Annotated in this window: 14 protein-coding genes; 7 read left to right on the top strand and 7 right to left on the bottom strand. The window is 62.4% G+C overall.

Annotation, left to right across the window (positions count from 1 at the left end):
* Positions 1–74: 74 nt before the first annotated feature.
* From dctP to ACP15R_RS22700, 4 genes are all read left to right on the top strand, one after another.
* Positions 75–1,097 carry a TRAP transporter substrate-binding protein DctP gene (dctP, locus tag ACP15R_RS22715; RefSeq protein ID WP_424988285.1) on the top strand — a complete coding sequence of 341 codons (1,023 nt, stop codon included), beginning with the start codon at positions 75–77 and terminating at the stop codon, positions 1,095–1,097.
* A gap of 61 nt (positions 1,098–1,158) precedes the next feature.
* Positions 1,159–1,695, top strand: a complete 537-nt coding sequence (locus ACP15R_RS22710; RefSeq protein WP_424988284.1) for a TRAP transporter small permease subunit — start codon at positions 1,159–1,161, stop codon at positions 1,693–1,695.
* Between the two features lie 4 nt (positions 1,696–1,699).
* Positions 1,700–3,013 carry a TRAP transporter large permease gene (locus ACP15R_RS22705; RefSeq protein WP_424988283.1) on the top strand — a complete coding sequence of 438 codons (1,314 nt, stop codon included), beginning with the start codon at positions 1,700–1,702 and terminating at the stop codon, positions 3,011–3,013.
* A 12-nt stretch (positions 3,014–3,025) separates the two neighbouring features.
* Positions 3,026–3,151, top strand: coding sequence for a hypothetical protein (locus tag ACP15R_RS22700; RefSeq protein ID WP_424988282.1), 126 nt, complete (start codon positions 3,026–3,028; stop codon positions 3,149–3,151).
* Positions 3,152–3,488: 337 nt separating this feature from the next.
* Here the strand turns inward: ACP15R_RS22700 and ACP15R_RS22695 are convergent, their stop codons facing one another.
* From ACP15R_RS22695 to ACP15R_RS22675, 5 genes are all read right to left on the bottom strand, one after another.
* A complete protein-coding gene (locus ACP15R_RS22695) occupies positions 3,489–4,193 on the bottom strand; it encodes an anti-sigma factor (RefSeq protein ID WP_424988281.1) in 705 nt (234 codons plus the stop codon).
* Entirely contained in the window at positions 4,190–4,732 is a 543-nt protein-coding gene (locus tag ACP15R_RS22690; protein WP_424988280.1) for a sigma-70 family RNA polymerase sigma factor, read from the bottom strand. The genes ACP15R_RS22695 and ACP15R_RS22690 overlap by 4 nt, the downstream gene beginning before the upstream one ends.
* A 129-nt stretch (positions 4,733–4,861) precedes the next feature.
* Entirely contained in the window at positions 4,862–5,713 is an 852-nt protein-coding gene (locus ACP15R_RS22685; protein ID WP_424988279.1) for a DUF4394 domain-containing protein, read from the bottom strand.
* Between the two features lie 335 nt (positions 5,714–6,048).
* A complete protein-coding gene (locus ACP15R_RS22680) occupies positions 6,049–6,417 on the bottom strand; it encodes a type II toxin-antitoxin system VapC family toxin (protein ID WP_424988278.1) in 369 nt (122 codons plus the stop codon).
* A complete protein-coding gene (locus ACP15R_RS22675) occupies positions 6,418–6,657 on the bottom strand; it encodes a type II toxin-antitoxin system Phd/YefM family antitoxin (RefSeq protein ID WP_424988277.1) in 240 nt (79 codons plus the stop codon).
* 317 nt (positions 6,658–6,974) lie between these two features.
* Between ACP15R_RS22675 and repA the strand changes: the two genes are divergently transcribed.
* From repA to repC, 3 genes are all read left to right on the top strand, one after another.
* Positions 6,975–8,213, top strand: a complete 1,239-nt coding sequence (gene repA / locus ACP15R_RS22670; RefSeq protein WP_424988356.1) for a plasmid partitioning protein RepA — start codon at positions 6,975–6,977, stop codon at positions 8,211–8,213.
* On the top strand, positions 8,203–9,138 hold the full coding sequence (repB, locus tag ACP15R_RS22665; protein WP_424988276.1) for a plasmid partitioning protein RepB: 936 nt from the start codon (positions 8,203–8,205) through the stop codon (positions 9,136–9,138). The genes repA and repB overlap by 11 nt, the downstream gene beginning before the upstream one ends.
* A gap of 203 nt (positions 9,139–9,341) precedes the next feature.
* Positions 9,342–10,541 carry a plasmid replication protein RepC gene (gene repC / locus ACP15R_RS22660; protein WP_424988275.1) on the top strand — a complete coding sequence of 400 codons (1,200 nt, stop codon included), beginning with the start codon at positions 9,342–9,344 and terminating at the stop codon, positions 10,539–10,541.
* 706 nt (positions 10,542–11,247) lie between these two features.
* Here the strand turns inward: repC and ACP15R_RS22655 are convergent.
* Both ACP15R_RS22655 and ACP15R_RS22650 read right to left on the bottom strand, forming a co-directional pair.
* On the bottom strand, positions 11,248–12,174 hold the full coding sequence (locus ACP15R_RS22655; RefSeq protein WP_424988274.1) for an electron transfer flavoprotein subunit alpha/FixB family protein: 927 nt from the start codon (positions 12,172–12,174) through the stop codon (positions 11,248–11,250).
* Positions 12,174–12,932, bottom strand: a complete 759-nt coding sequence (locus ACP15R_RS22650) for an electron transfer flavoprotein subunit beta/FixA family protein (RefSeq protein WP_424985798.1) — start codon at positions 12,930–12,932, stop codon at positions 12,174–12,176. Before ACP15R_RS22650 ends, ACP15R_RS22655 begins: the two co-directional genes overlap by 1 nt.
* Positions 12,933–12,943 lie beyond the last annotated feature (11 nt).

Raw genomic sequence — 12,943 nt, 5'->3', positions numbered from 1 at the left:
GAAACGACTCAGGCCCCGCGCCGCCGGTCGCCGGAACAATCACGAAGGGTCCGCTACGGACCAGAGGAGGACACATGTCATCGAAATTCATCGCCGCCGCCATGGCAGCCCTGATCGCCGGCGGCGCCGCCAGCGCACAGGAAACGCTCAAGGTTCAGACCTCGACCCAGTCGGGCGGCTTTTCCTTCGGCTACATGAACGACAACTGGGTCGCCAAGCTGCCCGAGATGACCAATGGAGAACTGGCGGTGGAATTCCTGCCCATCGGATCGGTCATGCCGCGCAATGAGACGCCCGAGGGCGTCTCGGCCGGCGTTTTGTCGGGCGACCTGACCTCGATCGCCTATTTCTCGGGCCGCAATCCCGCCTTCGCCATTCTCGGCGATCTGATCGCGGGCTACGACACGCCTGCGCAAGTGCAACAGTTCTGCCGCGAGGGCGGCGGCGCAGAGGCACTGCAAGAACTCTGGGACGCAACCCTGCCCGGCATGATCCACGTCGTCGGCTGCGGTGCCGTGTCGAAAGAGGCGCTGGTCTCGACCAAGCCGATCCGGGGTATCGATGACCTTCAAGGGCTCAAGATCCGCTCGCCCGAAGGGCTTGCCGCAACCGTGTTCCGCCTTGCCGGGGCCAGCCCGTCAAACATCCCCTTTTCCGAGGTGTTTACTTCGCTCGAAAAGGGCGTGGTGGATGCTGCGGATGCGTCCGCCTATGTCAACAACGACCAGAACGGTTTCCACCAGATCGCCAAATACCCGCTCCATCCCGGCATCCACTCGATGGCGGTGCACCAGTTCACCGTCAACCAGCGCATCTGGGACAATCTGAGCCCCGAGGCACAGGCCGGGCTGGAGGGGTGGTTCTATGCCGCCTATGCCGACCTGCTCGCCGCGCTGGATGCCGAAGACAAGGCGCTGGTCGAACGTGACAAGGCCGACCCTGACATCGAGGTGATCGACTGGTCGCAGGAAGACCGCGACGCCTTCCGCGCATTGGCCACCCAGGCCTGGGAAGAGACCGCCGCCAAGTCGCCCGAGGCGCGGGCCGCGCTCGATGCGCACCTGGCCTACATGAAAGAGATCGGTCTGCTGGACTGATCCAACGCCAAGGGCGGCGCCACCGGGGGCCGCCCATCCCACGGTGCGGAGGAGGAAAGACATGCGACGCAGATTTGCGACCGCCATAGGAAAGCTGAGCGTGTTTACGGGCAAGGCCTGCGGGCCGTTCTACCTGGCCGCCATCGGCCTGTCGGTCTGGGAGGTGTTCACCCGATACGCGCTGGATGCGCCGACGGTCTGGACCACCGAGATCGTCATGGCGCTCTGCGCCAGCGCCTGGATGCTCTCGGCCGCCGCCGTGACCCAGCAGCACAGGCACATTACCGTCACGGTGATGGAGATCGTCGTCGGCCACAAGACATGGGCACGAATGCGGCGCGTCGCCATGTTGGTCAGCCTGACTGCCGTGCTGGGCCTGCTCTGGGCCAACTGGCAGCCCTTCCTGCGCGCGATCGGCCACATGGAGCGCTCGGGCAGCGCGTTCAACCCGCCCCTGCCGACCTATCTGAAGGTGATGATCGTGATCTCGCTGATCATGTACGCGTTGCAGATCATCGCCCACATCCTTGATCCCGATGACCAGGTTCACGACCACGGAACCGGCCACATGGATCTGACCGTCGACATGAAGGATTGATCCGATGGGCATCGAAGTCATCACGTTACTGATCATCGCGAGCCTGTTCTTCCTGATGGCCGTCGGCGTGCCCCTGGGCGCCTCGACCCTGCTGGTCTCGCTCTCTGCCGCGCTCTTGAAGTTCGGCGCGCCAGGATTGATCCTGGTCAGTTCCAATGTCGTCCACGTGTTCGAGAAATACACGCTCGTCGCGGTGCCCTTCTTTGTCTTTATGGCCAATATCCTGGAACGCGGCGGCGTGGCGCGGGAGCTCTTCACCTCGATGGCGATTCTCGGCGGCCGGATGAAGGGCGGCGTGGCGGTACAGACCGTCTTTGTCTCGGTCATTCTCGCGGCGATGTCGGGCATCGTCGGCGGCGAGATCGTGCTCCTGGGCCTGATCGCGCTGCCGCAGATGTTCCGCCTGGGCTATGATCGCAAGCTGTCGATCGGCACCATCGCCGCGTCCGGTTCGCTCGCCACGCTGATCCCACCCTCGGTGGTGCTGATCGTCTACGGATCGGAGGCCGGGGTCTCGGTGAAAGACCTGTTTTCGGCCGGCTTCCTGCCCGGCTTCCTGCTGGCCGGTCTCTACGTGGCCTACATCCTGATCCGCACGCGGCTGAACCCGGCGCTGGCACCCGCCTATGACGCGCCCGAGGCCGCGCTGCCGTTCAACCAACGCCTGCGTTACATGACCGGGCTGATCCTGCCCTTCATCCTGATCGGCGGCGTGCTGGGCTCGATCTACACCGGAGTCGCCACCGTGACCGAGGCCGCCGCGCTCGGCGCCACCGGCGCGGTGATCCTCGCCGTGATGCGGCGTGAACTGACCTGGGCGGGCTTCCGTGACGGGCTGTGGGCCACCACGGTTACCACCGGCTCCATCGTTTGGCTGATCGTCGGCGCGGTGAGCCTTGTGGGCATCTACAACCTGCTGGGCGGCACCAGCTTCTTGAGGAACATGCTGACCGGAATGGACGTGGCGCCGATCGTCGTGATCCTGATCATGATGGGCATCATCATGCTGCTGGGTACTTTCATGGACTGGATCGCCATCGTCTTTATCACGGTGCCGGTATTCGCGCCGGTGGTGGTGGAACTGGGCTATGACCCGGTCTGGTTCGGCATCCTGTTTGCCATGAACATCCAGATCTACATGCTCAGCCCGCCCTTCGGCCCGGCCTGTTTCTACCTGAAATCCGTCGCTCCCAAAGATGTAACGCTGCAAGAGATCTTTCTCGCCGTCCTGCCCTTTATTGGCCTCCAGCTGATCGGGCTGACGCTGGTCATCATCTTCCCTCAGATCGCGCTCTGGCTGCCCGGCCTGGGACAATAACAGGAGAGACCCATGCAAACATCCAACGACAACGATCCCACGGTCTATGATTTCGGATGGTGGCCGGAACTCGCAGGCATACTCGGTGTCGCGGCGCTGATCACCTTCCTCGTGAGCTGCGCCACGGGCATCATGTGACCCCTGGGCCAGCCCGCCGGGTGTCGTCAAATCAATTGCTGTTCGATTGCCCGCCCTGTCACCCGGACATGGCTGACATCGTTTTCCGCCCCGGATGATCGCGCACATGGCGTGGCTGGAGCTGTGCTGCAATCCTGGCCAGCGGGAAGTCGACGGAAGGCTTCTGCATCGCGGGGACATGGGCAGGCTGCTGCCAACACGTCAGTGGTTCAGAGCATCCGCCGAATGGAACCCCCGACAACCGAAACCGCGATAACCGTCACGCTCTCAACCGCGTGCCCATCTCGGACGCGATTGTTCAGAGCGCCGGGGCCTTGGCGCGATGCGTGACGGGGTTTCAGCCAGCCTGGAACAAATCGGCGTCGAAAAACTCGTCGGTCGCCAGAATGGCCCCTGTGGGCGCGCCCGTGGGCGAACCGCCTTCGGGTTCTTCCGAGACAGCCAATGCACCGCCATCGATCAAGGCTGCGATCTCGGGCGTGATCTCAAAGAGGCTTTCGCGATCTGCCGGGATCACACCCAGGGACACGGGCGCGCCGGCAGTCGCGCCGATCACCCAAAGCTCGAAATCGCGGCCCGGTGCCGGCACGCCCAGTTCGGGGATCACCTTGAACAGATTGCCGTTCGGGGCATAGCCCGCCTCGATATGCACGGTGCCGTCTGCCGAGATCAGCGTCGCATGGAGCGACGGATCGAAGGCCGGACCGCGCAGCATGGGGCCGAGGACGAGGAATGCGGCGACCGCAACAGCGGCCAATGCGGGCAAGCTCAGCCAGCCCCTGAACCAACCGCGTCCCCGGCGTGTTCCGCCGGCATTCAATTCGGCGACCAGCTTTGCCCTGACCGAGGGCGGCGGCGCCTGATCCGGCAACCCGGTGGTCAAGGCCGCGAGCTCGGCTTCCCAGAACCGCACATGCGCAACAAGGTCCGCTTCGGTCCGCAGCCTTGTTTCAAATGCCCGCTCTGCCTCCGCGTCCAGCAGGCGCAAGACGTATTCGGCGGCCAAGGCCTCGTCTTCCGGTATGTCCTGTTGGTCGCTCATCGCGAAAGACACTCCTTCAGGGACATCAGGCTGCGGCGCAGCCAGGTGCGCATCGTGTTCAGCGGAACGCCAAAGCGCTCTGCAAGCGCCTGATACGTCGCTCCGTCAAGATAGGCGGCACGCACGGCATCGGCGCGCGCCTGCGGCAGTTCCTCGAAACAGGCGCTGATCCGGCGCTGCTCGGACGCGGCGATGCTTGCAGCCTCGGGTCCGGGGCGCTTCTCGACAAGCTCACCCACGCTGTCGAGACCCACATGACGGTCTTTCCTGGCGCGCAGCCGATCTATCGCGAGATTGCGCGCAACCGTGATGAGCCAGGTCATCGGACTGTGACCCGTCACCGCATATCTGTCGGCCTTGGCCCAGATCCGCAGGTACACGTCCTGAAGCGCATCCTCGGCTTCCGGCCGGTTCTTCAGGACCTGCAGGCAGACACCGAACAATTTCCCGCTTGTGGCATCATAGAGCAGGGCCAGCGCGGACCGGTCGCCAAGCGCAACCTTGCCGATCAGCTCTTCAATGTCCTTTCGGTCGGTCATGCACGCCTTGCGCCATTCAACTCGCTTCTGTTCCCTGCCTGCCTGACAGAAATGGCCCCGAACGGCAATGTCTCGCCGCCGGGACCATCCTGCACAGCTACCAGTCAACTCGCTACCCGATCGTCCCGGCTACTTGCCGAGCGATGCCGCAAAGCCGGTAATTCCACCCATTCCAAGGTCAGCCTTCATCGTGGCCGCACCGGTTTCAAGGTCGATCTCGTAAAGCCCGGCCGATGGCGCGCCTTCCCATTGCAGGATAGCAAGCGCCATGTTCTCGCCTTCCTTTGCCGAGACGATGTCGAACCCGCCCATCGGGGCCAAATCGACGGCCACGCCATCAACCGTGATCTTGCCGATGGTTTCCAATGTGCCCGCATTGTTGGCCAGGCTGACCAGCGTATCGGTCTGCGCGTCAAGCGCGTATTGAAAGGTCGCGCTGGCTGTCTCGCCATTGATCGCGTTTGTATAGGCATTGGCAAAGATCATCGGCGTTGCAGCCGCCATTGAATCGCCCTCGGCATAGGCCAGGCTGGTAAAGCGGCGCACCGAGCCGGCGCGCTCGTCATTGCCGCCGAAACCTTGCGGGAAATAGACGAGGTTATCTCCGGCCGATGTCACGGCGCGCACCGCGTCGATCTTGTTGTTGAAGTCGAACGCCACCATCTTGCCATCGCCGATCATCGCATCTTCCATAAAGGAGGCACCCAGATCGGTCATCTCGCCCGACATCGGATCGATGGCCGCGATCATGCCATCGGAAAACCCGAGCAACTCGCCCGTCACCGGACGCCAGGCAATCGCCTGCACCGAAGATGCCAGGCTGTGCGTCATCACGTCCGCCGGCGCCATCAGATCGCGCATCACAACCAGCTTTGCGCCGCCGTCAGCCAGCGCATAGCCGGAAACCGGCGCATGGCCCCCGGCAAATGCCGGACTGGCGGCAAGGGCGATCAGGGATGTCACAAGAGCCTGGGATTTCATAATCTTTCCTTTCAGGTTGGTCTCAACGCGCTCCGGCTTGGATGCGCCATGCCCTCAACCACGAAAGGCGACAGCGAGAAGTTTCAACATAGGCAAATTATTTCTGACTCAGTGAGATTTCGCCCGGCACCTGCGGCGCTTTCCTCTGGGCATTCGCGAGAAAACCGCCCCACCCGGTCTCAGTCATATATGTCTGATAATCTTGCATTATCGGATGCAAAGTGGAGCAGGCGAAATCCAACCCCCAGAGCCCGAGAATTCAAGCTCAGCTCCCTTACAAGGAAGCCCGGCTCGACGAACCCGTCACCCTGCCCTTTCCGGTGGCGGCGCAGGTTTCAGGTGATCAACGCGATGCCATAGGGCGTGAACTTGCCGTCTGAGCTGGCAAGAGTCAAATTCTCGCAGCTCGCCTGGGCGATCAGCATCCGGTCGAACGGGTCGTTATGATGCATCGGCAGTGCCGCTGCCGCTTCGGCATGGGTCCAGGAAATCGGCAGGGGCCGGCACCCGGCATCGACCGCGATGTCGAACAGGCTGTCCGGCACTTCGAGCTTGCCGATGGCCCGTTTGATCCCGATTTCCCAGACGCTCGCCGCCGACAGATAGATTTCCCCTTCGGAAATCGCCCGGGCCTGCGCCGGGGTCAGGCGCGGGTCGTTCAGGACAGCCCAGAGCAACACATGGGTATCAAGCAGAACCCGCACTCAGGAGGCCGCGCCCTTGTCGAACATATCCGCGATCTCTTCATCCGCCTCGAACATATCCGCCGGAAGCGTGAACGCCCCTTCCATGGAACCGATCAGAGACCGTTTGTTGGGCCGGGTTGCGGCGACGATCCGGGCCACGGGCCGGCCATAGCGGGTCAACTCGATCGCCTCTCCCGCCTCGGCGCGGCGGATGAGCTCGGCGAACTGGGCCTTGGCTTCGGCGATGGCGATCTGCATTGACGAACCTCCTGCATTATGACCTACATATAGGTCATAATAGAGCATCTTGCAAGGGAATCGGAGACTGGCGCGACTCGGCCCCTGCCCCGTCACGCCCGCAGCATCAAAGTCCGCCGCAATGCAGCAATTGGCGTGGCATGGCCGAAAGCCGGGGCAAATGGGCCCAACACTCTTGTGTTTCAATGGCCTGAAGCCACCGCATGTGGAAAAAAAGCTTGCAAGACTCAGAGTTTCTGCCCCATTAATTACGGAAACAAGCGAATGAAACGGCATGTACCGTAACAACAACGCTGATCGAGGGCAGAATGAACGACTTGGCCGCAGGCGCCGCCACACCACAGGATATATCCGTACCCACATCCGCAGGGCAACGGGGTGAACGCATTGACCTCCTCGTGGGGGAGCACGCAAAGCTGTTGTCAGAACGGCTGCAAGCGCATCGCGCGCAGCTGTTCCCGCCGGATGCCAAGCGGGTCCTGCGCAAATTCACCTCGGGCGAGGCGGCGGACCTGCTGGGCGTCAAGGACGCCTATCTGCGCAAGCTGCACCTGGACGGGCGCGGGCCGTCGCCGGAAACCCGCGCCGGCGGGCGACGCTATTATTCCCCCGAAGACATTCAGAACCTGCGCGAACTGCTCGAAGCCGGGGCCAAGACGCCGGGAACCTACCTGCCCGGCCGCCATGACGGCGATCATTTGCAGGTAATCACCGTGATCAACTTCAAGGGTGGCTCGGGCAAGACGACAACCGCCGCCCACCTGGCGCAGAAGATGGCGCTGGACGGGTACAAGGTGCTGGCGATCGACCTTGATCCGCAGGCCAGCCTGTCGGCGCTGCACGGGTTTCAGCCGGAATTTGACCTGCTGGACGGCGGTACGCTCTATGATGCGATCCGCTATGACAACCCGGTGCCGCTGCGCGAAGTGATCCAGCAGACCTATTTCACCAATCTCGACATCATTCCGGGCAACCTGGACCTGATGGAATTCGAACATGAAACGCCACGTGCGCTGGCGCAACGGGACGGCAACCTGTTTTTCACAAGGATTGGCGCGGCGCTGTCGACCGTGGAACAGGATTATGACGTGGTGATTGTGGATTGCCCACCGCAACTCGGGTTTCTGACGATGTCGGCGCTGTCGGCCGCGACCGCGGTGCTGGTGACGGTACATCCGCAGATGCTGGATGTCATGTCCATGTGCCAATTCCTGTTGATGACCTCGAACCTTCTCGGAGTTGTCGGCGAGGCGGGCGGCAACATGTCCTATGACTGGCTGCGCTATGTGGTGACCCGCTATGAACCCGGCGACGGGCCGCAGAACCAGATGGTCAGCTTCATGCGGTCGATGTTCGGCGAACATGTGCTGAATCACCCGATGCTGAAATCCACGGCGATTTCGGATGCGGGGATCACCAAACAGACACTCTACGAGGTGGAAAAGAGCCAGTTCACCCGCTCGACCTATGAACGCGCGATCGAGAGCCTGAATCAGGTCAATGGCGAAATCGAAACGCTGGTGCAATCTGCTTGGGGACGGGGCCATGGCGCGTAAGGATCTGATGAAGGGGCTGATGGATGCCCCCCCTGCCCCGGCCCAACCCGCCAGCGGCGCGCGGGTCGATGTCACCCGGCCGCGATACAGTTCCGGTGCCATCGGCGCGGTCAGCCAGTCCATTTCCGACCTGAAATCCCGAGCGGTCCAGGAGGTCGATCCGAGGATGATCGACATGGGTGGCCTGCGTGACCGTCTGGACGATTCGGCGGGGCTGGACGAGCTGATCGAATCGATCCGCGAATACGGGCAACAGGTGCCGGTTCTGCTGCGCCCCAACCCGAATGACGCCGAGCGCTATCAGATAGTCTATGGCCGCCGCCGCGTTGCCGCCCTGCGTGCCATGGGCGAACCGGTCAAGGCGCTCGTGCGGGTTCTGGATGACCGTGACCTGATCGTCGCCCAAGGCCAGGAAAACAGCGCCAGGCGCGACCTGAGCTTTATCGAGCGGGTCAATTTTGCCCGCCAGATGCGCGACATGGGCTATGAGCGCAAGGTGATCTGCGATGCCCTGCACGTGGATAAAACCTTGATTTCCCGTATGCTTTCCGTAGCTGACCGGATTCCCGAGGGGCTGATTGCCGCCGTCGGGGCGGCGCCCTCTGTCGGGCGGGACCGCTGGTTGAAGCTGGCCGATCTGCTGACCGAAAAGAATACCAACAGGGCGATCGACTCGGCGCTTGGCGAAAACTCGGATGACCGGTTTGATGCGGTGATGACGGCGCTGACACCGTCGCGTGTCCCCCCTGCCCCGCGCCAGGTGCAGGCTTTGACCGCCGAGAATGGCGCGCAGCTGGGGCAGGTCAAGCGCAGCGCCGGCAAGACGGTTCTGACGCTTGACCGCAAAAAGACCGCAGGATTCGAAGACTGGTTGATCGACAACCTGCAAGAGCTTCACACCCGCTGGAAAACAGGCGCGGGTTAAGAAGGGCGCCGGTTCACGGCGTCACGCAAACGAGCAGTAAACAATAACAGGAGGCACGACACCACAAAACGAAAAGACCCCCCAGGACAATGTCCCAAGAGGCCTAATCTGGTTTGTAGCAATTCCGATTTTGGTCCATCTGTTGACGGCTGTCAACTGGCGTCGAGTCCGGCGGGCGAAAAAGTTTTGTCTCGTGACAATACATGCAACAGCTTACAACGACGCCCTTCGGGCAGCGGCCGGTGACGGCTGCCCTGATGGCACGGCTTACCGCACAGCGGGCCGCGCCAGCGAGTCCGCATATCGACAAATGGCAAGTGTTCCGCGCCTTGTGTTGCGCGCGAAAACGCTATGACGTGAGCGACCGCGATCTTGCGGTTCTCAACGCCCTGCTCAGCTTTCATCCCGATGCAAACCTGTCGGATAACGGCAACCTGGTGGTTTTCCCGTCCAATGCCGCACTGTCAGAGCGCGCGCATGGCATGGCCGAGAGCACCCTGCGCCGGCACCTGGCGGCGTTGGTGCGGGCCGGTTTGATCGCCCGTCACGACAGCCCGAATGGCAAGCGCTATGCCCGCCGTGGCCCCGATGGCGCGATTGCCCGTGCCTTTGGCTTTGACCTGCGCCCCCTCCTCGTTCAGGCCGAAGAAATCCAGCAGCAAGCCGAGGCCGAGAAAGCCGCCCGTGCGGAACACGCACTCGCCCGCGAAGCCGTGACCCTGCTCAAACGCGACGCGCTGAAGCTGGCGCTTTACGGACAGGACCAGGGCCTGCCCGGCGATTGGTCCGCCGTATTGGACCGCCTGATGCAAGTTCACAAGGCAAGCCGCCGCAAGCTGGATCTCGTGCAACTGTCCGCTCTCAAATCCGCGCTTGAACAGATCTTGCGGGATATTCAGGCCATGTTGACAGTGGACAACCCCGCAGAAACAGAAAAAGCGAGCGGCAATGACAGCGAAAATGAGCGCCACTTACAGAATTCACAACCAGACTCTTATGAATCTGAACCGTCTTGTGAAGAAAACCACGCAGCGAAACCGAACCGCCCAAATAGACCCCAAGACATGTCTGAAAAAGATCCGTCAATTCCCTTGGCGCTGGTGCTGAAAGCCTGCCCGGATATCCTGCCTTACTGTGATCGCGTGCCACAAAACTGGCGCGAGTTGATCGGCGCTGCCGCCTTTGTCCGCAGCATGATGGGCATCAGCGCATCGGCCTGGGACGAGGCTCAACGGCATATCGGACCGGGCGGGGCGGCCATCACCGTGGCCTGCATTCTGCAACGTTTCAGCCATATCAGATGCGCTGGTGGCTACTTGCGAAACCTGTCGGGCAGGGCCGCCGAGGGAGCGTTTTCGCCCGGTCCCATGGTCATGGCTTTGCTCAACACCAACCGTGCGTAACCAACCAACATGAGCGCATCGTGACCGCGATCAGAGGCTGACGTGGAATGAGCAATATTCTCAGAGTTGCCCGTTGAGGCTGGGGAGACGCAAGCGGCACGGCGGCCTGTCAGGCATGATCTCGGGCGGGGCAGGGGGTCGAACTGTGCAGAGGGTCTTCTGGCCATATCAACCGGTCTCGGGGTGCCGCGCGCTAATTGCTGCGTTTTGTAGCTGGGAGTGCCTATTTCCATACGTTGGGACAGGGCTTGCGATGCCGCTGGCACACGGTGTTGACAGCTGTCAACCGGCCCAAACCGCGTCATGCGTAGACAGTAGCCCGCCAGATCGGCGCAAGTAGTACAATCACAAGTTGTGTGGCCCGGGTGGGGAGACCCTTTGGCTCACCATTATCCAGGTTAATGACAACGGCTCTCGATGCCGTCGTTTCCGACTTAAAAGAGATCGAGTTGACAGCTGACAACTCCCATTACGTTGCTAAGCCGGACAAGGGCGCGACAGGGTAGGGGGCAAGGCAATGGAAGAGGGCGCAGCAGGAGGCAGGTCAAAGACGCAAAAGCCGAAGAAGATGGGGGTTTGGGCGGCGACATGCTGCCGAGTCTGAATCGTGCGAACGGACTTTGAGGGCCCACGGAAACCGCGAGTATCGTCCAGCGGTTGTATGAGTCCGGCCGGGTGCTCGGGGGGTCACCCGGCCGGAGCCGCTTCACAGTTTCCCGGTGAGTTCGGGGACGGCTGTGAAGAGGTCGGCGACGAGGCCGAAATCGGCGACCTGGAAGATCGGGGCCTCTTCGTCCTTGTTGATGGCGACGATGATCTTGCTGTCTTTCATGCCGGCGAGGTGCTGGATGGCGCCCGAGATGCCGATCGCGACATAGAGATCGGGGGCGACGACCTTGCCGGTCTGGCCCACCTGCCAGTCGTTCGGCGCATAGCCCGAATCGACCGCCGCGCGCGAGGCTCCGACGGCGGCGCCCAGCTTGTCGGCGAGGCTCTCGATCAGCGCGAAATCCTCTTGCGAGCCGACGCCGCGGCCGCCGGAAACCACCACCCCCGCCGAGGTCAGCTCGGGGCGATCGCTCTCGGCAACCTTGTCCTCGACCCATTCCGACAGGCCCGGATCCGCCGCCGCCGACACGGTCGCAACCGTGGCCGACCCGCCGTCACCCGCCGCGTCAAAGGTCGAGGTGCGGATCGTCACGACCTTTTTCGCATCGCCCGATTTCACCGTCTGGATCGCGTTGCCCGCATAGATCGGGCGCTCGAACGTGTCGCCGTCGACAACCCCGGAAACGTCGGAAATCACCATCACGTCCAACAGCGCGGCCACCCGCGGCATCACGTTCTTGGCGTCGGTCGTGGCCGGGGCAACGATATGTTCATACTCTCCGGCCAAGCTGGCAATCAACGCTGCCGTCGATTCGGCCAGGCGGTGGCCCAGGCTGGCATCCTCGGCCACCAGAACCCTGGATACCCCCGCGATCTTCGCGGCGGCCTCACCCGCGGCGGCGGCTGAGGCGCCACAGCACAGCGCGGTCACATCGCCCAGCATGGTTGCGGCGGTCACCGCCTTTGCCGTCGCGTCCAGCGCCAGTTCGCCATCCGTAACCTCGGCAAGCAAAAGTACAGCCATTATACAGCCCCCACTTCCTTGAGTTTCGCAACCAGCTCGTCCACCGAACCCACCTTGATCCCCGCGGCGCGGGCCTCGGGCTCGGCGGTCTTGACGATCGACAGGCGCGGCGCCACGTCGACGCCGTAATCCGCCGCCGTCTTTTCATCCAGCGGCTTTTTCTTGGCCTTCATGATGTTGGGCAGGCTGGCATAGCGCGGCTCGTTCAGGCGCAGGTCCACGGTGATGATCGCCGGCATCCTGACCTTGATGGTCTGCAGGCCGCCATCCACCTCGCGGGTCACCACCGCGCTGTCGCCATCGATGCCAAGCTCGGAGGCAAAGGTGCCCTGGCTCCAGCCCAGCAGCGCCGACAGCATCTGACCGGTGGCGTTCATGTCGTTGTCGATCGCCTGCTTGCCACAGAGCACCAGGCCGGGCTGCTCTTCATCCACGATCGCCTTGAGGATCTTGGCCACCGCCAGCGGCTCGATATCGCTGTGAACGTCATCCGCGGCCACCACCAGGATCGCCCGGTCCGCCCCCATCGCCAACGCCGTGCGCAGCGTCTCCTGGCTCTGCTTGACACCGATCGAAACCGCCACGATCTCATCCGCCTGGCCCGCTTCCTTCAAACGGATCGCCTCTTCCACCGCAATCTCGTCAAACGGGTTCATCGACATCTTGACATTCGCAAGATCAACACCGCTTCCGTCCGCCTTCACTCGAACCTTGACGTTATAGTCAATCACGCGCTTGACAGGCACCAATACCTTCATATGCGTCTCTC

Source organism: Microbulbifer sp. S227A (genome assembly GCF_049800935.1).
This window is presented reverse-complemented; position numbering and strand designations above follow the sequence as displayed.

Excerpts from the sequence above, each read along its gene's own strand:
- dctP (WP_424988285.1), top strand. The coding sequence starts at position 75 with ATGTCATCGAAATTCATCGCCGCCGCCATGGCAGCCCTGATCGCCGGC.
- ACP15R_RS22710 (WP_424988284.1), top strand. The coding sequence starts at position 1,159 with ATGCGACGCAGATTTGCGACCGCCATAGGAAAGCTGAGCGTGTTTACG.
- ACP15R_RS22705 (WP_424988283.1), top strand. The coding sequence starts at position 1,700 with ATGGGCATCGAAGTCATCACGTTACTGATCATCGCGAGCCTGTTCTTC.
- ACP15R_RS22700 (WP_424988282.1), top strand. The coding sequence starts at position 3,026 with ATGCAAACATCCAACGACAACGATCCCACGGTCTATGATTTCGGATGG.
- ACP15R_RS22695 (WP_424988281.1), bottom strand. The coding sequence starts at position 4,193 with ATGAGCGACCAACAGGACATACCGGAAGACGAGGCCTTGGCCGCCGAA.
- ACP15R_RS22690 (WP_424988280.1), bottom strand. The coding sequence starts at position 4,732 with ATGACCGACCGAAAGGACATTGAAGAGCTGATCGGCAAGGTTGCGCTT.
- ACP15R_RS22685 (WP_424988279.1), bottom strand. The coding sequence starts at position 5,713 with ATGAAATCCCAGGCTCTTGTGACATCCCTGATCGCCCTTGCCGCCAGT.
- ACP15R_RS22675 (WP_424988277.1), bottom strand. The coding sequence starts at position 6,657 with ATGCAGATCGCCATCGCCGAAGCCAAGGCCCAGTTCGCCGAGCTCATC.
- repB (WP_424988276.1), top strand. The coding sequence starts at position 8,203 with ATGGCGCGTAAGGATCTGATGAAGGGGCTGATGGATGCCCCCCCTGCC.
- repC (WP_424988275.1), top strand. The coding sequence starts at position 9,342 with ATGCAACAGCTTACAACGACGCCCTTCGGGCAGCGGCCGGTGACGGCT.
- ACP15R_RS22655 (WP_424988274.1), bottom strand. The coding sequence starts at position 12,174 with ATGGCTGTACTTTTGCTTGCCGAGGTTACGGATGGCGAACTGGCGCTG.
- ACP15R_RS22650 (WP_424985798.1), bottom strand. The coding sequence starts at position 12,932 with ATGAAGGTATTGGTGCCTGTCAAGCGCGTGATTGACTATAACGTCAAG.